The sequence below is a fragment of the Paenibacillus sp. BAC0078 genome (assembly GCF_054483875.1).
Genome location: NZ_JBTLRW010000021.1, coordinates 75,300 through 94,407 on the forward strand (window position 1 = coordinate 75,300; position 19,108 = coordinate 94,407).

Sequence of the window (19,108 nt, forward strand, 5' to 3'; positions counted from 1 at the left end):
AGCTTGTCCACTTCCTTCTCTGTGAGGTCCATGCGGTTTAGAGAGAATAATCCTTCATTCCTCTGTGACTATTCTCTCACAAACACACACAGCACTCAACGTGCAGCGTATCCCGCTTATTGCACTCTATTCACTTCATAAGCGGCACAAACACAGAAGCACAATTGGCCTGCCGGAACCGGGCGATGACATGTCTGCTCCAGTCGCGCTGGTACTCAGGATGGGAGGACAAGAACAGCTCTTCGAGATGGTTAAAGGCCGCATCATACGGAAGGGATGGATTATCTCCGTTCACCTCAAGCTGGGAAATGTGCAGATAGAGCCCGCCTGGCAGCGTAAGCTTTTCGACGCAATCGGGAATTCCTTCAAAGCTGCTGACCCTTGTGCCGAAGCAGGAATTGATCTTCCCTTCCTGATCGCTGTTCGTAGGGAACCCGTAATAATCATGCAAATAGTATTTGGCTGCCTCGGTGGCAAATACCTGATCCTGGACGCCGAAATACTTGGAAATCACAAACTCCTCGGAGTCCGGCGGAGTTACGCTGCAGGCAATCTTCATTTCCGGCAGAACAACCGGCTTGAGGCGCAAAGAGTCGTAGCGCTCTGAATTGCTTGACGGGATCTTCACCGGCTCATATTTAGTGAGAATATCTCCCGAAGCATCGTAAGTATTAAATCCGTACCCCGCCGGGTTGTAGACATACCCCGTATCCTCGCGGAAGGAGCCAATGAAGTATTCATCCGCGTGCATCCGCTCCCCGTAGCCGATCCGGTCCGCTTGCTTGGTCTCGTTAATGAGAACTTTAGCGTAACGGCAGGCAGGTATAGTAACCGTCTCCGTATATTCCGGCAAAGCATCAGGCAAAGCTTCAAAGCTGCCTATTTCATAGCCCACAATGACCTTATAATTGCCGTCACCGCCAACCTCTGTTCTTGCCGTGACAATGTCCTTGCTGCGGATTTGTCCGCCGATGATGCCGGAGAGCAGGGCCATATCACCCTCTGCAATCAATTTTTTGGTGAAAAAATAATCGTTCATAATACAGTTCGCATGCTCAAAGCCATAGAAACCGCCGTAGCCCCGGCTTTCATAGGTAATGGGCAGCGCAATGCCCACAAGCTTCATTTCCGGCCTGTCCACAATGCTGCAGAACTCACTGACTTGCTGAACAAAAATTTCATCCTGGATTTCCATGTTTCTCTCCTCCGCTATTCGGAGGATTGCCGGCTTTACAAGGGGACTATAACCTTCGGCTGCTTGCTCCGGCATCGCCTTTCTTTGCTTGTTCATCATGCATTCCACCTTTCCCGGGTAATTTCCATCTTACAGCCTGTAAAAAAAATCGGATTCCCTAACTCATCATTTACAAATGAAGCTTGCCGGGTCTCCGTAATTTCCATGCCAATCTCCTGCAAAGGGGCGATCTGCGGAGCGCACTCCAAAGGATTTCCGGCGTAAACGCCATCAGCACCCAGCTCTTCAAAAGCATATTGAACCATCAGCGAAATCGCCTCTGTATCCAATCGGCTGTTCCAGTACTCCGTATGCCATACATGGCCCAAATCCACCCTGTTATTCGCGTCCACCGAGTTGAACACAATCATTCCGATCAGGGTATATTCCGGCTTGAGGCATACTGCCCACATATTCTCCTGGGTACAGAACCAATCTGTCGCCTCCTTACAGCCCTTGTAATCCGTTGGCCACTGATGATCGAAGTTCTTCATCTCTGAATTTTGCCGATTGTTCGCCAGCTCATGCACACCTGCCGCATCCTCCGGATAAAAACGGCGGATCATCAGCCGGCTGGTTTCAAACAGAAAAGGCTTGGCCGCCGCAGTCTGATAAATAACCGCCTCCTGCCCGCCAAGTGCTCTGGCAAGCTTGATGATTTCAGGCAGCTTGTTTGGGGAATAATCTTGAGGCATTTCCTGAAATGAAAGTTTTTTGACAGCCTCCATATCTAGCACTCCTCTCTTACCCCCAATGTACCGGGAATCGGACATTCTGTATTATCCGTTTTTAACATTTTCCAGCTTGATCCATACCTTCGTCTTAATCGCTTCCGGTTCAAAGGTGCCGTCTGTCTCATAGATAGTAAAGACATGCTGCGAACCCCTCTTGAATCCGCTTTCATTGATCCATGTATCTAAAAGCGCTTCAAATACCCGGCTGTCACTGCAGCAATCGCTCTCGATAACAGCGTAGCTGCCCTCTTCATGCCGCAGATTCTCAAGCCCGCTATCCAAGGGAAGCTCCAGTTCCTGTTCGATCCTGATGCCGCAGGTGCAGCTCATCCCCGTTCTGGTGACATAGAATTGTCTAGCCCTTCTTATCGCACCGGGATTATGCCGCGAAAGATAGTTCATTACCGCTTGGGAAGCCTCTTCCTCTGCATGAAGCCCCTTGCTGGACGACACCAGAAACAGCATGCTTTCACAGTTCATCAGACTGATCTTGTTGTAATCCTTCCGCCTCGTCACAGGCATATATAACACAAGCTTCTTCACGACTCCATTCTTATGTATGTATTCTTCAAAGTAGCTCTCGTTATCCTGGTTGAACATGCTGGTCTTCAGCCAGCTATGGTACAGATAGTTCCACGCCAGTCCGATCTCTTCCTCATCGTCCTTGACTGTGGTTTTGGCGAAGGTCAGACTGGACTCGGGAAGCACGCTTGCTTCCACAAAGACACTGCTTCTCAGCTTGTTCAGCACCGCAGGATCATATTCCACAGAGATTTCATAGCAGAACCGGCTGCCTGCCTGCTGTCCGTTTTTACCGAAGATTCTGCCCTTATATTCAGGAAGCAGCGACCTGAGCGCACAAAGTGCCTGATGCTCAATACCTTGCAGCTTGGGATGATAGAATTTGGCCCATATGACCTTGGGAATGGTTTCTTGCATAACGGTGACCTGCCGCACCGCATCGGTGTCGAATCTGGGGAAATAATAGTAGGCTTCACTCTTCCGGTATTCCAGCGGTGTCATGGCGGTAGCGGATTTCACGCCTTTGCATAAGGCCTGCTGCGAGCTGTAGCCACAAGAATATGCGATCTCGGCAAGCGGCAGCTGCGAGCATTTAATCAGACTGAGCGCACTGGACAGCCGGCGTTTGCGAATGTATTCCTTAACCGAATGCCCCGTATAGGTATAGAAATCACGATACAATTGCATCAGCGAGGTGAACCCGGCTTGTGCGGCTTGCTCAAGATGGATGCTGTCATGCAAATGCTCCTCAATATGCTGTATAGACCTTCTGAAACGGATAGACTTATCCATCAATGATCCCCCCACCTTCTTACCTTATCAAATCCTTATGCACTCTGCATTACCACGATTTTTAAGATTTGACTTTGATATAGGGGCAATTGGTAAAATGAGGTTATTACAAAGTTCAGAAGGGGAGGAAAGCGGTATGGAAAATGTACGGGTTTATGAAATTCCGGCATGCAAAATGGTATCCTCTGAGTGCGGCATGTTCGGCGACGGAAAGCTTGAGAAATTCGACGAATGGTTCAGCAAGCAGCCTAAAACCATGTTTCCTGAAGATTTTCTGTGGATGGATAAGCAAAGGGGCGGCTTTGTATGGTACTACATATATCACGAGGGGATGGACGTTCCTGCTGATTTTGAAATCGTGGATTTCCCCGGCGGCTTATATGCGGTGGCAACCGAAGTGGATGGAAAGGATAGTACCGAAGTCATTAATTCAATAAAAGCGTTCATTTCCAGCAGAGCTTGCTTCGAAGAAGATCCAACCCGCGAGTATCTGGGCAATATCCCTACTCCCCAATCCGCAATTCAGGCAATGGGATATGGCCAAATGGATTATTTCGTGCCCATAAGAATCACTGAGTCAACTGGAGTGGAGATGAAGAGATGATTGTAACCCCTACATTACACTTTCATGGACAATGCGAAGAGGCACTCGGTTTATATCAACAAGCTTTTGACTTAAGAATTGATTTCATCCTGCATTACTCAGACGCAGATAACCGCGATTGGAATATCGAATTAACTGATGAACAACAAGGTTATGTGTATCATGCTGAGGCTTATATTGGGGAACAGCGCATGATGCTCTCCGATGAATTAGAGCTTGCTCCCGCCGCAAGCACGTCCTTATTCCTTACGGTCACTTTTGAAACCGCAGACCATGTAAAAAAGGCCTACGAGGTTCTGAAGACCGGAGGTACGATCATTCACCCCATGCGCAGTACGACATATAGCTCCTGTATGGTCTCCCTTATTGATAAGTTTGGCTTTCGGTGGGGACTCATGACTGAACAGACGGAGAAGTGAACACAGTCTAAAAATAAAGACGCCTTGGGGAAGCTGTCCCAGAGCGTCTTTTTTCTTCATCTCTTCAAGTCTGGAAAAAAATAATCAACCTCAGCTTCGTAGCGATCCTGCGCGGATAGGCAGGTATCCAGCAAATAACCTTTTTCCACAGGGTATTCCTTAAGGCCGCGGTAATAAAACAGCTTATGCTCATGTCCAATGATAAAGGGCAAAATATCATATTTCAGACACTCCTTGAACATGATGATCCTGCCGACACGGCCGTTGCCATCCTGAAAAGGATGGATACATTCAAATTCATAATGGAAGTCTATAATGTCCTCAAACAAAACACCTGGCTTTTGATGATACGCGGTCAACAGCTTTCCCATAACACCTGCCACTTTTCCCGGAGCAGCCGTCTTCATATCCCCAACCACATTAGGCCTCGCCTTGTATTCACCAACACGGAACCAGTCTTTTCTTTCGTCTGACGTATTTCTTTTTAGAATCCGATGGAATTCCTTGATCATCTCTTCGGACAAATCTTCCTGTGCATGGGCCAACATATAGTCAAAGCAAGCAAAATGATTTACCGTCTCTATAATATCGTCAACACTCGCTGTTTCTTCCGGTTCCACATTAATAGTATTCGTTTCAAAAATATAACGGGTCTGATCCTCCGATAACCGACTGCCTTCAATTCGATTGGAGTTATAGGCAAGCTTAATTTGGGTCTGATGATACAGACCTCCCTTAAGCCCCATCTTCATCTCTTCCTGTAGAAGCTCCAATAACGTTTGGTTTGCCATTAGTGATTCTCCTAATTATTAATGAATGACCTAGCTGTTATCATTATAGCATTCCCTACAAAGAAATCCCCCAGACCTAAGTCTGAGGGAAGATATACCTGAACTTACTAGCTTACTAAAGCATACGCGGATATTTTACGAATGCGATACGTAATCAGCATCGAGGTCAAGTAGGCAATAATGACAATTGCCACTCCAAACAAACTAATCCACGACGTCGTGATAGTAAAATTCGCCTTCATAATCCCCATAGTACGCATCGCCACTGACATGAGTGGGTTGGTTAGGGTAACTCCAGTTGCGCTTCCGAGCAATACGCCTATAATGATAGGCGGCAAAAAACCAAGCGAGAGCTGATTCATTAGCTGGAAGGTTGTAAAACCAATTGCTTTTTGTATACCCAGTTCACGTTTCTTACGAATAACCGATGAATTAATAACAAAATACAGAACCAGAATCACGACAACTATGGTTATAACCATCATACCAATACCAAGCTTCGAGACAATCGATATGTACATGCCCATGCCATCGTCCATAATTTTATCCATATCTACTGATGTTATGATTGAATCTCCATAGTCGCTTTCAAGCTTGTTTACAAATTCATCAGCTTTACTATTTTTGTTCAAATAGATTTGCAGGCTCATCTGTTTAAAGTCCGGGTTAACCTTAAGGATGCCGTCCCATCTTATAGACGCATTCATTCCGCCCATACTCGCACCTTGAGATAAGCCTGTGATCATATATTCGGCCTGCTTAGCGCCGACTTTTATCATTACACGGTCACCGATCTTTTTGTCTATCTCATCCGCTAAGATACCGGCAAGTACAACTTCATTGCTGTGGAGCGGATATCTGCCCTTATAGACGGTATTCGTTTCTTTTGTAGAAAAATCCTCCATCACATAAGCAGTTACATCATAGTTCTCAATTTTAACTTTGGACTCATCAATATACTGGACTTTTCTTACATTCTTCATGTTTTTAATGTTATCAACAAGCTTTGGTTGATCCTTATCCGAATTCAAAACAGCCACCGCATTTGAAAGTTCGACTCCGGGAGTCTTTGCAAATGCCTTTGTATCAATGACGGTGTTATAAAACATCACAGCACCAAATGTACTGGCAAAAGATACAGCAGCAAGGATAACTCCAATCATGAAGCTGTGCTTCCTGCTTTGCAGCATGGATTTAAACCCGAGAACGACCGGCAGGCTGCCTATTGACTTATGAAGCGGCAAATAATTTTTTCTGAAGTTATGGGTTGTGATTCCTCCCCTTAAGGCTACAATCGGATTAAGCTTACGAATTCGTCCCGAAGAAATGAAAGAAACAATGATAACAACGAATAAAATTGTACATAGAATAATACTGCTGATTGCTCCATCGAAGCCTTGCACCCACATGAGCCCGGATTGATGTGCAAAAATATCAGAAAGTACTGGCGTTGTTAAATAGGATAACGATATGCCTGCTATACTGCCAACCAAGGCAATAAGCACGTACTGCATTACAATTGACAATATAATTTGTCTGCTGGTGTACCCGATCGCCCTTAAAGACCCGATTTTGCTCATATCTTCCTCTATGCTGTTCCCAATTCTGAACCGGACCACAATAAGGCATACGATTGCGATAATAAAAGCGAAAGCCATCGCCATTACCGACACCATACTTGACATAAAAGTACGGGACGTTCTCAACCGTTCTATATCCAAGCTGGACAATGTGCTGGTATCTTCTACCATAGTAAGAGTAGCCTTTTGATCTGTTTGTACTAATTCTCTTATCCCTGTTTCAACTTCATTATTTACTTTATCAAGATCAGCAAAAATAAGTGTTGCACTATATTTGTCATCCAGCTTTTGTACAACTTTTTCATAGGTTTCATGGGGCAAATAAGTTCCTAAATTTATAGTATCAAGAGAACTGAAGAAGGCATCTTCTGTAAATCCTTTTATTGTAAATGTAAGGGCTGCATCATCAAATTTCATTTCAACTTTGTCATTCAGCTTGTAGCCACCGTCAATATTCAATACATACGGCACATAAATCGACATTGAATCAGGCGGTAAATGCTCGCCAACAAATTTCCATTTAGAGAAATCACGTTCTTTATCTGCATCATTTAGAATAAAACTCATCTCGCGTGTATCATCATTATAAGGGATGGATGCCTGAGCCCATATTGCTTCCTCTTTTTGCATGTTTGATATATTTTTATTATTTCTGATGTACTTATCTACCTCTCCGTTATATAAATGACTTGGCATGATATAGTACACATCAGTTGTCTTAAGCTCTTTGGTGACTTTTTCAAAAAAACTGCCAAAATTCACAAACACGAGCGAGCCCGCATTTAACAGCAATCCGGCAATGAGGAACATTAGCAACAGTGAAACCGTGTGTCCTTTGGTTTTTCGTATATTTGCAAAGCTGAGCATAACTAATTTCCGCAAATTCACCACCCCATTTCAGAGAGGAAGGCCTGAAGCTTGTCGTGCCGCTCCCTGTCGCCGCTTACGTATTTGCCTAAGTTGCAAATGCCATGAATAACACCGTCACGCATATATAAAATCCGGTTTCCTCTTCTCGCGGATTTCAAATCATGGGTAACCATGATGATGCTTTGCCCCTTGCTGTTCAGGTCGGTCAGCACATCAAGCACCGCTTTACCGGACGCGGAGTTAAGGGCACCTGTAGGTTCATCGGCAAAAACAACCTTTGGCTGGTTGATTAATGCACGCACAATCGCAGCACGCTGCGCTTCTCCGCCAGATAATTGGGTAGGAAATTTCCGCCAAATCGTTTCGGTTAATCCAACCTGCGTAAGCAGATCTTTTGCTCTTGCTGTGATGGCTTTTCTGTCCTTACTGACAAGCAGTCCTGCAGCAATAACATTATCCAATATACTCATATTATCGAGCAGGAACATTTGCTGAAATACAAATCCGCAATTTAATCTGCGAAAAACAGCCAGCTTATCATTGGACAGCTTGGCGATTTCCTGATCAAAGTATGTAATGGAACCGAGTGTCGGCTTATCCATACCTGATAAGGCATACATGAGCGTGGATTTCCCCGCGCCGGATGAACCCATGATGACAGTGAAATCCCCGGATAATATCTCCAAATCAAGATTTTTAAGAACATGCTGCTGCATGCCTCCGCTTGAAAACGATTTGCTAAGCTTATCGGTTGTGATAATTACTTCACTCATTACTTGGCCCCCTAATAAAAATAAGACTGTTTTATTTACAGTCTTATCTTAGCTTATATATTCTTAACGGGTCTTTAATCAGTTCTTAACCAATTCTAAAATCTTTTTACGCGATATGTAATCTTAAGATCACCGCAAAGCCGCCATCCATATTCCTGCAATTGATATCTCCGGACATTTTGTTCATCAGATATTTGGATATGTACAAGCCAAGCCCTGTTCCGCTTTTGCCCACCGAATTTTTGGCACGATAGAACTTATTGAATAACAGCGGGATTTCCTCCCGGGAGACCCCATGTCCATAGTCCTTGAACTCGATCTCCAGATATTGCCCTTTGATGCTTGCCATTACACCAATGGATGTACCTGCGTATTTGTAGGAGTTGCTTATTACATTGTCAATGACCTGCAACAGCCGCAGCATATCTACGAGCACAATACATTCAGGGATAGACGATATAGTAGCCCTGTTATTATAGTCAACATTTTTGATTACATCCCCCAGCACAGCACTCGACTCCTCCGTTACTGTAACGTTCAGCTCCTGTAACTCTTCTAATGTGGCAGTGAACATATTTGTGATCAGTGTATTGATCTGGTCAGCTTTTGAATTAATTACTTCAAGCTGGCTGATGTCATCCTCATTAGCAGATTTCATAATCATTACCTCGGAAACAGCCTTGATGGAGGCGACTGGTGTTTTTATATCATGGCTGAGTGAGGCTACCAGCTCCTTTTTGCTCTGATTGGCTATTCTTTCGTTCTCGCGCGCTTTCGCAAGCTCCTCCCGCATGATGTCGAAGCTTTCTGCGAATGCACCGAACCCATTGCCTTTTTCCATTTCGAGCGGCATGTCCAGCTTGCCCTCTGCCACATGACGTGCAAAGGCCTGCAGCTTACGAAACGGACGAAAAATTGATCTGTCGATGTATTCCGCGTAAATAAGACAAAACAAAATGATAAAAAACATGATTACTCCAAAAAGAATAAGCAGGTTATCCCTGTATCGCATCCACAGCTCACTTGTATTATTAAAAATAATTACTTTTCCCAAAACCGTGCCATCCCGCGTAATATCAACAATCGTATCCCGATTATTGATGGCAGAGTTAACATCCTCACTTAATCCGCGCCGTGTGGCCCCGATTAGCTCCCCACGGTTATCCAGTACAGTATACTCCAAGCTGTATTGACGTCCTGGCAAGTCTGACTGATCCAGACTGTCCCAATGCTCAACAAGCGATTGTGTAATATCATTCACAGCAACAACATCAATTCCTTCTTCATTCAAGCTGCGAAAAGCAAAAAGAATTACACTGATGCCAATGAACAGAATGGCTACCGCCAAGCCCGTTACCTTTTTGATGCTCATCTTCCCCCCCCTAGTCGGCTTCAAATACATAACCGGTTCCCCATATCGTCTTAATATAACGCGGCTCATTTGGGTTTACTTCAATTTTCTCCCGCAGCTTGCGGATGTGGACATTTAGGGTTCCATCACTGGTGATAACGTCGTTCCAAACGTTAGAGAACAATTCCTCTTTGGCGAGAGGGCGGTTTTTGTTCTGGATTAAATAGGCAAGCAGCTTATATTCCATAGCCTTTAGTTTAATTTCGCTGCCATCATTCATAAGCTTTTCCGTGACAAGATCCATTTTAAAGCTCCCAAAGCTTAAGACATCAGCATCGCCTCTATACCTTTTCAGTACCGCTTTTACTTTAGCCAGGATAATGCTGAGTGCATACGGCTTCTGGATATAGTCGTCTCCACCGATATTTAGTGCAAGCAGCACATCATCGTCACTTGTTCGTGCACTTATGAACAAAATAGGTATATTCGTCGAATTCCGCAGTTTTTTGCATATTTCAAATCCGGAGGATTGCTCCCCAACATTAATATCAAGCAGGACTAAGTCGGCTTCATGCTCTGCAAAAAAATCAAAGCACGCCTGTTCATCTGCTGCCCAAAAGGTTTTCACTCCGCACATATTCAAGTATTCGCAGGTGCTTTTCGACAGCGCTTCTTCATCATCAACGATTAGACAGTCGTATTTAATCATCCATTTTCCTCCACAAATATAACTTGAATAACAAAAGCTATTATACCATGAAGAATAGAGCGCCAAAATTAAAGACGCCTTGGGGAAGAGGTCCCAAAGCGTCTTCTGGATTAAATCCTATTTACTCTTCCCAAATAATATCACCGTACACTAACCCTCTTGTACCAGTTGCAACGTAAATCCGTCCGAACACTCTCGGATCGCCTGTTATGGAGCGGATATCACCGTATTGATGATTGTCGTCATTAATCCGCTTCCAACTCACCCCCCCATCATGGGAACGATAGAAGCCATACGCTCCTTGGATCGTTCCGCTGGTGAACAGCGTTTGGATATCGCTTCCTTCGCTTGGCTTGCCAAGCCCGATTCTTTTGATAACGTCGCCAGCCTTCGAAACTCTATACCCAGAAAATACATGCTGCGCACGATCATAGGTTACCCGCCAAAGCCCGTACTGCTGCATAGCCATCCAGATTACCCCCTCTTTGCCGGACTCGAGCCGAATCTCGTAATGCTGCTCACTGTCGATCCCGGCAAGATCAACCTCAGGAAATCCATCCGGCGCTTTCAATTGATGAAAGCTTTTGCCCTTGTCGAGACTGACATAGAAGCCCTTGCCATAGGTGTTGTCACTAAAACCGTAGAAAAGTTCAGGATTGACACGATCAGACATGACCTTAAAAGGTAGCAAATCGCCACCCAGAAGGTTCCCTTCGCCATCATATACTTGAGATTTATTCCAGGTCTCTCCGAAGTTATGCGTATAGACCAATCTGGATGCATAAACCGGAAGTCCCAGCACCCAGAGAATCGCCCTTCCGTCGGCAGATATGGCAGTCCAGCCCGAGGTCACGTTAGGTGTCTGCAAGTAACGGACCCAGTAATCCACAGCTTCACCAAGGCCAACAGGATTGCTTAATTGCTCCCATGTGCGGCCTTGATCCCTCGATAGGATTAGCCCTCCTTTGGTCTTCCCTTTCCAGTTCCCTCGGGGTGTTGTCACTAACAGATTAGGATTGCTGTCGGGATAATCCGCGTTCATGGCCGTAATCCATCTGTCTTGATTATGGTTGGCAAAGGTATTCTCCGCAGGCTGATCCAGATCGGTAAATACAAAGCCGCCATAATCGCCAATAATATCAATCAATTGAACATCACCAGCCGGTGGAGAGTAAATGTTCAAGTGAACGGTTTCTTCGACGCCTGTATCGCAGCAAGCCCAGGTCACTGTCTCATCCTGATCCGCCCCAGTCAAGTCCATCGTCATGAATATGCCGGCACCGGTATTAAACAGCGCCATATCGCTGTTGAACGGATTGATTTTCACATCTGCCATCCAGTGGATCAGAGAGTCATTTCCGTTGTATTCAGGTTTTTGATAGGACACATTAAAATCAATTTTCCCGATATTCAGCCCCGACATGATCGGCTTCCAAGTCAATCCATAATCGGTTGAACGGTAAATCGTGTCCGGTGAGGCCGTGATCGTTGAGCAGATCAAGGTTCCTGGAAGTTGTGAATCTGCACAGATTCCTCTAATCCCGTAACCCAGCCTGCGCTCCGGCGCCTCCGGGTCATGGAAATGAGGCTCCACAATGTTAGGAGGCGTGACATCCAGAGCTTCTGCTACATCTCCATTGCTATCCAGCTCATAGCGGACAAGAGCTCCATCATAACATTTTCCCGTATCGCAGCCGTAGCTGTTCCAATTCGACCATCCAATGTTATATGCGGCATAAGAAATATATAAGTATTTTCCACTGAAAGCAGCCCGTTGTCCCACATACCCAGGATAATCCGTAGAGCCGCCAATAACCGGTGACGGTTCTCCCGCTAAAGGCTGGAAGGTGACTCCTGAATCCTGGCTGATATATACGCTCTGTCCACGAACGTTGTTGCCGGGGGAACCTTGCTGGCCGCTCGTAGCCACGATAATCCGCTTGGAGGCACTGCCCCTAACACCGCTGGTAGAATCAATTTCTACAAAAGCGATATTCGTTTCCGGGTCTTTCCCCGGAGAAGCTACCGCAAGCCTGGTCCAGGTTTTGCACCGGTCAACAGTCTTCCATAAGCCGTCTTCCATCGTACCCATATACAGAATATTCGAGTCATTTGGATCTACAACCAATCGTTCACCCGTGGAACGGCCTGGGGCATTTCCATGAATCGTCGCCGTATTCCCTTGTTCGTCAATAACAGGGGGGTCGAAGTACACCCAATGTGCACCGTAGTCGTCGGAAAAAGCAATTTTATGCGTAGGATACAGCCCTACCATGACATAAATGTAGCTTGGGTTTTGCCGGTCAAGCGCAATGGCAAGGGGGTAGGTTTCCCACATATTCGGATCGGTTGCATGATCAATTAGCGATACCCAGGATTTATTCTGGAAATCGAACCGATAAGTACCGCCGATATCCGTTCGGCAATACAAAATATCCGGGACCGTAGGATGAAAAACAAATCCGGTAACAAATCCGCCTCCCGGCACGGATATGGATTTATAGCTGTATTTTCCACTTTCCTTTAGCATTCCTATATCTCCTTTCATGACCACCGCCGCTATTCATAAATAGGAAGGCTCTTATCCGCTCTTATGAACAACGGGATTTCATGGATTGGCGCATCGACGGTAACCGTCTGGCCGCCTTGCAGGACCTCATTCGTTTTGGCGTTTTTCCAGCTTTGGTACTTGGGAAGGTATACTTCCCGGCTCCGCTGTCCCAGTTCGAATATAGGAGCTACCAGAATATCCGGGCCAAACATATACTGCGAATCCGCAGTCCAGCACGCCGCATCTTCAGGGAATTCGTAGAACATCGTGCGCATAACTGGCGATCCTTTTTCATGGGCCACTGCCATGCACTCTCTAATATAAGGACGCAGTCTCTCGCGCATTAGAATATATGCTTTCATGATTTCATAATTCTCTTCACCATAGCTCCAGATCTCGTTATCGCTGCCGGTCATCATTTGGCTTACCCCGTCAATAACGGCCTGCTCGGGTTCAATGTGAGGAACGCGTTCCCCATGCAGACGGAATACGGGAGTAAACACGCCAAAGGCAAACCAGCGCACCAGCAATTCCTGAAAGCCGGGATCTTCAACATGTCCGCCCAAAAATCCCCCGATATCCGTTGTCCACCAAGGAATCCCCGCGATCCCCATATTGAGGCCGATCTGCAATTGCTCCCTCATGGCTCTGAAGGTAGAGGAAATATCACCCGACCAGATCAGTGCGCCATACCGCTGGGCCCCTGCCCAGGCGGAGCGCACCAGATTGCAGACTCCCTCCTGACCTTCCGCCGTCATTCCATCATAATAACCTTTGGCATACATCAGAGGATAGATGTTCGTACATTGCAGCGCCGGGCCCTGGTAATACCGATAGAGGTCAAAGTCGTAAGGGCCGTACTCCGGTTCCGCTTCGTCGAGCCAGAATAAGCGGACTCCCTTGTCATAGTAATTCTTTTTGCACACCAGCCAGACATAATCTCTTGCCCCAGGATGCGTAGCGTCAAAAAAGACCGTCTCCCCCATCCAGTTCATATTAATGTTCATGCCTCTATCGGCTGAGATTAAATATCCCTCGCTGGACATAGGACCATAATTCTCTGAACGGCTATCTATGGTCGGCCATACCGATACCATCAGCTCGATGTCCATTCCCTTTAATTCAGCAATCATAGCTTCAGGGTCAGGCCAGTCTCTCGGTTCAAACTTGAAATCGCCTTGTTTTGTCCAGTGAAAGAAATCCACCACAATGACATCAAGGGGAAGGCCACGGCGTTTGTATTCTCTGGCTACTCCGAGCAGCTCCTCTTGAGAGCGGTACCGAAGCTTGCACTGCCAAAATCCCAAGCCGTATTCAGGCATCATCGGCGCTTTCCCTACAGCATTTGCATATTGCTCTTCGATTTGCGCAGGTGTCGCCCCGGCAGTAATGAAATAATCCAGTTTCTTCGTACTCTCAGCCACCCACTCCGTACGGTTTGTACCAAAAGTGACCGTTCCAATCGCCGGATTATTCCACAAGAGCCCATACCCGCGGCTGGACAGCATAAACGGAACGCTGGCTTGGGAATTGCGGTGGGCCAGCTCCAGCGTTGCTCCTTTTTTGTTCAGCACCTTCTCCTGGTATTGGCCAAGCCCGAAGATCTGCTCATCCTCAAACGCTTCGAAACGTAAGGTCAGCCTGTAATCGCTTGTGCCGGTAAGAGGCTTCAGCTCTCTTCCTTCAATCCGCAGCGGAGCACAGTACCGGTCAATCCGGTTTCTGTCACGCCAATATTCTTCCGTAAGCAATTGTCCGTCACTGTTCCTAAAAGAGAGCCAGCCTTCCGCATTAAAGGAAGCAATGATTTCACCATTTTGAATGGAAGCGATTTCACTTTTGACTGTACGCTTGGCCTTTTCTGACTCTGGTATCCACGGCTCGATCAGTTCGATCTCATCAATGGTGATAACAGGCGAAGTTGCGGCGGGCGTGTCTAGTAGTGCCCAATCATTCGGGTCCATCGTAGCTTCTTTTGACATTCGGACGCGCAGGGAATTCTCGCCCCAAGGTTCGATCCATATTGTCTCTGCACCCGATTTTCCGATCAGGCGATTTCCGATTCTGCTGAATTTCATTATGCTCCTCCTTCTAACATACAAAATTTGGTGCTATAGTTGTATTATATTCATTGTTTTCTCTCAATTCTTTAAGTAAATTGCTAATGATTAACACAATATTCCGATTATCGAAACTAAGAGGCGATAGTATGAAGCCCAAAATGTTCTTGAAAGAAAAAGCGGTTCACGGGACTGCCCTTCTTCCGGTTGCGATTCATCATTTAAGCTATCCTCCGAACGCAGACAACTTTTTTTTCCTGCACTGGCATTATGAATTTGAGTTTCTTGTAGTTCTACAGGGCGCAATCGTATATACCGTTGAGGATGAAGAATATTGTGTTATGGCGGGAGAAGGACTATTCGTTCCATCAAATCAACTTCACGCTGCCAGATCATATGATGGGATGCCTTGCGAAGCCTGCGTCGTAGTGTTCCACCCCAACCTGTTCGGCGATAACAAGCAGGGGTCTGCCTACTCCAAATTTGTATATCCGCTCCTGAAGGGCGATATCGAATTTAAAAAGGTACTAAAAAGCGGTGAAGCATGGCAGCAAACGGTGATCGAACGCATGAAAGAAATCGACTCCCTTCAGGATTATGGCCTGCACGACATCGAGTTGCTGCTCAAAAGCAAGCTGTTTGAAATCTGGCATTACTGCTACCAGAATAGAGCACCTGCAGCCTCCCACTCAAGAAACAGCAAAAACTATAAAATAGAGCGAATGCAGCCAGTCCTCGCTTATATTCAGGCAAATTATAAAGAGGAGATTTCGTTAAAAGCTTTGGCCGACATCCTTCCGATGAGCGAGGGGCAATTCTGCCATGCGTTTAAGGAAGTGATGAACATGCCACCTATCGCCTACGTCATACGCTACAGGCTCCTGCAAAGCTGTTCGCTGCTAATGGAGACGGATTGGAAGATTGCCGATATTGCGAAAAGTGTAGGTTTTAACAATATCAGCTATTTTAACAGGGAGTTCTTCAAAGCCATCGGATGCTCCCCGAGTAAATACCGGAGGGAAGGCGTTTAATAGAAAAAGCAACCACATGTTGGTCATGTGATTGCTTCCGTTTAACGTCTTTCGATCATCCCCAGGTAGCGGTCAAGCTGCTCCTCCTCCAGCGAAGCGATCATGTCAGCAAAGGGCTTCAAATTCCGATCCACAGCATAGGCTTCCAGAGCAATAAAATAATCCAGTCGGCTTTCTTTGGCAATAGAGATAGGTAAAAAACCGTTCACCATCAGTTGGTAGTTCATGATCAGCCGGGAGGTTCTCCCATTCCCATCTGCAAAAGGATGAATTCGCACAAACTCGGCATGCGTCCAGGCCGCTAGCTCAATTACGTCGGCGACATTTTTTTCAGACAAATCAGCATAAAAATCCTTCACTTGACGGTACATTTCATTAGGCGCAGGCGGCGTGTGGGCCGCTCCAGAAATATATACTTCTACATTCCGGTAGATGCCGCCCACCATAATGTTTTCCATCAGAATAGCATGAATGTCTTTAATGATGTTTTCATCCAGGGGCAATCCCTGTGTAATGCTTGCCTTTACATACTGATAAGCCTTGTTATGATTAATGACCTCATAGATCTCCCGCAGTCTTTTTCCGCCCACAGACAGGGCATCTTCCAGGATTACCTTGGTTTCCAGAAGCGTCAAGGTGTTGCCTTCAATCGCTGTGGAGTTATGCGTATACTCCAGTTCGAATGCCCGCACATAGCTTTGGACTGTAACTTCCGGGAGTGTGTCTTTAGCCTGTTCATACAGGGCTTTTTTGCGCAGCAATTCTGGATAGTTCACTCTGCCCCCTCCTCTCCCTATGATCTGATAGAATCTTGTTAATTATTATTACCACATTTTATGTATCAGAAGTCAATTCAAGCCTGCAGGCGGCATCTCGCTTCTAACTTTCAATATCGCTACTTCTTAGTTTAAAACAATCAATAAATAAACCTAATAATTCGTCTGATCTCATTAATGGAATCTTTTCATCACTCTCTTCAAGCAAAAATGTATTAGCAAATTCAACACTTACTTCAAAGCATGATGCTGCTACTTCTTTAACTGGAGTACATAAGGAAAGGAACAAATCAAGAAACGAAAGTAATTCTCTTTGTCCCCAATCCGTGTCAATATCGTATCTCTGCTTTGTTGTTATACCATGTACTAACGTATTTCTCATATCAAGAAATAAATCTAATGCCTTTTTTATCTCGGTCTCAATAGCAAAAGCCTCTTGTATTGCTGAGAGTAATCCCCCAAGCGTTTTTTTCTCCCATCCTTTAATAAAATCATTAATCGTTTCATATTTTTTCTTTTGCTTCTCTGATATAGCAAAAATAAATGATTTCGAAAATAGAGATTCTATCTCATGGCATTGCGTCAAAGCTAACCCCATAGCAGAATAGAGCTGTTCAGCAATATCAATCTTTGGCTCATTGTCGTAATTATCATATTGAGGAAGATGCTCATTTCTTTCAGAAAGAGCTCTTGCACCGACGCTATAGGTGTACCATTCGCCAGTTGGTTTCTTTGCATAAACAATATCTCTTAGAAGTGTTTGTTCAACATCATCTATAATTCGAAATTGTGCTCCCAAATCTTCTAATAACCATTTATCAGCATACCATGGCCACTGATGCAAGCCAGGATTGTTCGCTTGTTGTGGTGCATGTATCTTCGACCACTCTCTAAATTTGTTGTCTGCTTTCGCTTCAAACATATCAGGAATATTCATTATGCGAGTAGCCGTTACATCCGAAAAATCAAATCCATTCATATGTATCTCAACAGATTTTGCACTGCGGCTATTTTTAGCGACAACAAAACAATCCTCATAACCATCCGATTGAACCCAGTATAACTTCCATTTTGCCGTATCAACACACCTCCGTTTACTATTGAGGCCGCTAATAAAGAAATATATATATCTATTAAAACTATAATTAAAGAGGCCAGTAAATTTTTCTTAATGGCACTAGCGTTCTGGTCTCCGAGTCAAATTGATCATAATACTGTGTTACCAATTCGGCCAGCAGATCCATATCAATTAGTGATAATGGAATGTTAGATCGCTCCCCCTCATATTTAGCTTCTTTAGTGAAGCCACCCGTAGATACATAAATACCACGGTCTCCTGCACGTAATCCTCCAGTAAAACTGCGTATTTCATTTGCTCCCATATGACCTGAGCGGTGCTTTACTTCCACGATAATTCTGGGCTCTTCAAGTCCTAAACCATCAGGAGATGCAAGAATGTCCCTTCCTCGATCCGGTCCTTTTGGCGATATACGTGTTTTGTAACCCATTCCTCGAAGGATTCCCGCAACAAGTTCCTGCATTTGTTCCCACTCAAGCTTAGCTATTTTATCCTTGATGAATTCATTGGATTTCTCAATGACATCTTCCTTTATTAGCTCTTCCGCTTCTTCCTCCGTTTCAGTTTGCACTGGCTCTGGTTGTTGTCCTTGTCGACTATTCCCCCGTTTCCCCTCTCCCATCTGTTCATGTAATTCCTTTTGCACCTCATTTGATATAGAAATGATTGTCATAATAGAGCCTAATGTATTTCTAGCACCCGCCGATAAAGCATCCCGTGACACAGTACCCTCCCAATTTACATGGCGGACATGAGGCATATCGGTAACATAATCAGGTATATACTCATAATCCGACCTGATACTTCCTATATAGTAGAGGCGTTCTTCAGGATTGTAGGTGATGACTTCATCCCCTTTTTTGAAATCATTGACAAAACGTAAAATCTGTCCAGCCGTAATATTGATCTTTCCATCTTTGTATTCAGGGTAAGTTTTCTTCAATATTCTCTTCATCTCTTGTAATGTTGATACTTTAGCAATATCCTCCAATTGGTCCCAACCAATCGCAACTGCGTTTTTTTCGATAAATTCATCTATAAGATACGCTTTTTGTCCTGCCCGGACTAACCACATATTTTTCAACTATAGCACCTCGTTTATGATGTATTGTTCCACTAGCGTTGCATAAAAGTTGACACGAACTAAATCTCAAAAAGGAAGTGGTGATCAATAAAAAAATCCCCTATTGTAAGAAGGTAGGCACGTTGTCCATACCCCTTACAAAGGAGACT

16 protein-coding genes are annotated in these 19,108 nt (G+C 45.1%); 3 read left to right on the forward strand and 13 right to left on the reverse strand.

Annotation, left to right across the window (positions count from 1 at the left end; all coding sequences use genetic code 11):
• Positions 1-130: 130 nt before the first annotated feature.
• From ACX1DY_RS26735 to ACX1DY_RS26745, 3 genes are read right to left on the reverse strand one after another with little or no spacing between them, the layout of a single operon-like run.
• Positions 131-1,291 (reverse strand): GyrI-like domain-containing protein, encoded by a 1,161-nt coding sequence (locus ACX1DY_RS26735; RefSeq protein WP_458967221.1) that lies wholly within the window; start codon positions 1,289-1,291, stop codon positions 131-133.
• Complete coding sequence (locus ACX1DY_RS26740) at positions 1,291-1,962, reverse strand: GNAT family N-acetyltransferase (RefSeq protein WP_458967222.1); 672 nt, start codon at positions 1,960-1,962, stop codon at positions 1,291-1,293. Before ACX1DY_RS26740 ends, ACX1DY_RS26735 begins: the two co-directional genes overlap by 1 nt.
• 51 nt (positions 1,963-2,013) lie before the next feature.
• The gene (locus tag ACX1DY_RS26745) at positions 2,014-3,282 is read right to left on the reverse strand and encodes a helix-turn-helix domain-containing protein (protein ID WP_458967223.1); all 1,269 of its coding nucleotides are present in this window, start codon (positions 3,280-3,282) and stop codon (positions 2,014-2,016) included.
• A 136-nt stretch (positions 3,283-3,418) separates the two neighbouring features.
• Here ACX1DY_RS26745 and ACX1DY_RS26750 point away from each other — a divergent pair, with 136 nt between their 5' ends.
• Together ACX1DY_RS26750 and ACX1DY_RS26755 are read left to right on the forward strand one after the other, a co-directional pair.
• The gene (locus ACX1DY_RS26750; RefSeq protein ID WP_458967224.1) at positions 3,419-3,886 is read left to right on the forward strand and encodes an AraC family transcriptional regulator; all 468 of its coding nucleotides are present in this window, start codon (positions 3,419-3,421) and stop codon (positions 3,884-3,886) included.
• Positions 3,883-4,305 (forward strand): VOC family protein, encoded by a 423-nt coding sequence (locus ACX1DY_RS26755; protein ID WP_458967225.1) that lies wholly within the window; start codon positions 3,883-3,885, stop codon positions 4,303-4,305. Before ACX1DY_RS26750 ends, ACX1DY_RS26755 begins: the two co-directional genes overlap by 4 nt.
• A gap of 56 nt (positions 4,306-4,361) precedes the next feature.
• On the opposite strand, the gene ACX1DY_RS26760 is transcribed toward ACX1DY_RS26755, so the two are convergent.
• The 7 genes from ACX1DY_RS26760 to ACX1DY_RS26790 form a co-directional block, all read right to left on the reverse strand.
• Positions 4,362-5,096, reverse strand: a complete 735-nt coding sequence (locus tag ACX1DY_RS26760; RefSeq protein ID WP_458967226.1) for a Fic family protein — start codon at positions 5,094-5,096, stop codon at positions 4,362-4,364.
• Positions 5,097-5,203: 107 nt separating this feature from the next.
• Positions 5,204-7,558, reverse strand: coding sequence for an ABC transporter permease (locus tag ACX1DY_RS26765; RefSeq protein WP_458967227.1), 2,355 nt, complete (start codon positions 7,556-7,558; stop codon positions 5,204-5,206).
• A gap of 2 nt (positions 7,559-7,560) precedes the next feature.
• Positions 7,561-8,319 carry an ABC transporter ATP-binding protein gene (locus ACX1DY_RS26770; RefSeq protein ID WP_458967228.1) on the reverse strand — a complete coding sequence of 253 codons (759 nt, stop codon included), beginning with the start codon at positions 8,317-8,319 and terminating at the stop codon, positions 7,561-7,563.
• A 106-nt stretch (positions 8,320-8,425) separates the two neighbouring features.
• On the reverse strand, positions 8,426-9,691 hold the full coding sequence (locus ACX1DY_RS26775) for a HAMP domain-containing sensor histidine kinase (RefSeq protein WP_458967229.1): 1,266 nt from the start codon (positions 9,689-9,691) through the stop codon (positions 8,426-8,428).
• Positions 9,692-9,701: 10 nt separating this feature from the next.
• Positions 9,702-10,379: a response regulator transcription factor gene (locus ACX1DY_RS26780; RefSeq protein WP_458967230.1), complete on the reverse strand. Its 678-nt coding sequence runs from the start codon at positions 10,377-10,379 to the stop codon at positions 9,702-9,704.
• Positions 10,380-10,500: 121 nt separating this feature from the next.
• Positions 10,501-12,909, reverse strand: a complete 2,409-nt coding sequence (locus ACX1DY_RS26785) for a WD40/YVTN/BNR-like repeat-containing protein (RefSeq protein ID WP_458967231.1) — start codon at positions 12,907-12,909, stop codon at positions 10,501-10,503.
• A gap of 29 nt (positions 12,910-12,938) precedes the next feature.
• Positions 12,939-15,008 carry a glycoside hydrolase family 31 protein gene (locus ACX1DY_RS26790; RefSeq protein ID WP_458967232.1) on the reverse strand — a complete coding sequence of 690 codons (2,070 nt, stop codon included), beginning with the start codon at positions 15,006-15,008 and terminating at the stop codon, positions 12,939-12,941.
• Positions 15,009-15,139: 131 nt separating this feature from the next.
• On the opposite strand from ACX1DY_RS26790, the gene ACX1DY_RS26795 reads away from it, so the two are divergent.
• Positions 15,140-16,021, forward strand: a complete 882-nt coding sequence (locus ACX1DY_RS26795) for an AraC family transcriptional regulator (RefSeq protein WP_458967233.1) — start codon at positions 15,140-15,142, stop codon at positions 16,019-16,021.
• Positions 16,022-16,062: 41 nt separating this feature from the next.
• On the opposite strand, the gene ACX1DY_RS26800 is transcribed toward ACX1DY_RS26795, so the two are convergent.
• The 3 genes from ACX1DY_RS26800 to ACX1DY_RS26810 form a co-directional block, all read right to left on the reverse strand.
• Positions 16,063-16,797 carry a Fic family protein gene (locus ACX1DY_RS26800; RefSeq protein WP_458967234.1) on the reverse strand — a complete coding sequence of 245 codons (735 nt, stop codon included), beginning with the start codon at positions 16,795-16,797 and terminating at the stop codon, positions 16,063-16,065.
• Between the two features lie 103 nt (positions 16,798-16,900).
• Positions 16,901-17,776: a hypothetical protein gene (locus ACX1DY_RS26805; protein ID WP_458967235.1), complete on the reverse strand. Its 876-nt coding sequence runs from the start codon at positions 17,774-17,776 to the stop codon at positions 16,901-16,903.
• 166 nt (positions 17,777-17,942) lie between these two features.
• Positions 17,943-18,950, reverse strand: a complete 1,008-nt coding sequence (locus ACX1DY_RS26810) for a restriction endonuclease (RefSeq protein WP_458967240.1) — start codon at positions 18,948-18,950, stop codon at positions 17,943-17,945.
• Between the last annotated feature and the right edge of the window lie 158 nt (positions 18,951-19,108).

Excerpts from the sequence above, each read along its gene's own strand:
- ACX1DY_RS26735 (WP_458967221.1), bottom strand. The coding sequence starts at position 1,291 with ATGAACAAGCAAAGAAAGGCGATGCCGGAGCAAGCAGCCGAAGGTTAT.
- ACX1DY_RS26740 (WP_458967222.1), bottom strand. The coding sequence starts at position 1,962 with ATGGAGGCTGTCAAAAAACTTTCATTTCAGGAAATGCCTCAAGATTAT.
- ACX1DY_RS26745 (WP_458967223.1), bottom strand. The coding sequence starts at position 3,282 with ATGGATAAGTCTATCCGTTTCAGAAGGTCTATACAGCATATTGAGGAG.
- ACX1DY_RS26750 (WP_458967224.1), top strand. The coding sequence starts at position 3,419 with ATGGAAAATGTACGGGTTTATGAAATTCCGGCATGCAAAATGGTATCC.
- ACX1DY_RS26755 (WP_458967225.1), top strand. The coding sequence starts at position 3,883 with ATGATTGTAACCCCTACATTACACTTTCATGGACAATGCGAAGAGGCA.
- ACX1DY_RS26760 (WP_458967226.1), bottom strand. The coding sequence starts at position 5,096 with ATGGCAAACCAAACGTTATTGGAGCTTCTACAGGAAGAGATGAAGATG.
- ACX1DY_RS26770 (WP_458967228.1), bottom strand. The coding sequence starts at position 8,319 with ATGAGTGAAGTAATTATCACAACCGATAAGCTTAGCAAATCGTTTTCA.
- ACX1DY_RS26775 (WP_458967229.1), bottom strand. The coding sequence starts at position 9,691 with ATGAGCATCAAAAAGGTAACGGGCTTGGCGGTAGCCATTCTGTTCATT.
- ACX1DY_RS26780 (WP_458967230.1), bottom strand. The coding sequence starts at position 10,379 with ATGATTAAATACGACTGTCTAATCGTTGATGATGAAGAAGCGCTGTCG.
- ACX1DY_RS26785 (WP_458967231.1), bottom strand. The coding sequence starts at position 12,909 with ATGCTAAAGGAAAGTGGAAAATACAGCTATAAATCCATATCCGTGCCG.
- ACX1DY_RS26790 (WP_458967232.1), bottom strand. The coding sequence starts at position 15,008 with ATGAAATTCAGCAGAATCGGAAATCGCCTGATCGGAAAATCGGGTGCA.
- ACX1DY_RS26795 (WP_458967233.1), top strand. The coding sequence starts at position 15,140 with ATGAAGCCCAAAATGTTCTTGAAAGAAAAAGCGGTTCACGGGACTGCC.
- ACX1DY_RS26805 (WP_458967235.1), bottom strand. The coding sequence starts at position 17,776 with ATGAATGGATTTGATTTTTCGGATGTAACGGCTACTCGCATAATGAAT.
- ACX1DY_RS26810 (WP_458967240.1), bottom strand. The coding sequence starts at position 18,950 with ATGTGGTTAGTCCGGGCAGGACAAAAAGCGTATCTTATAGATGAATTT.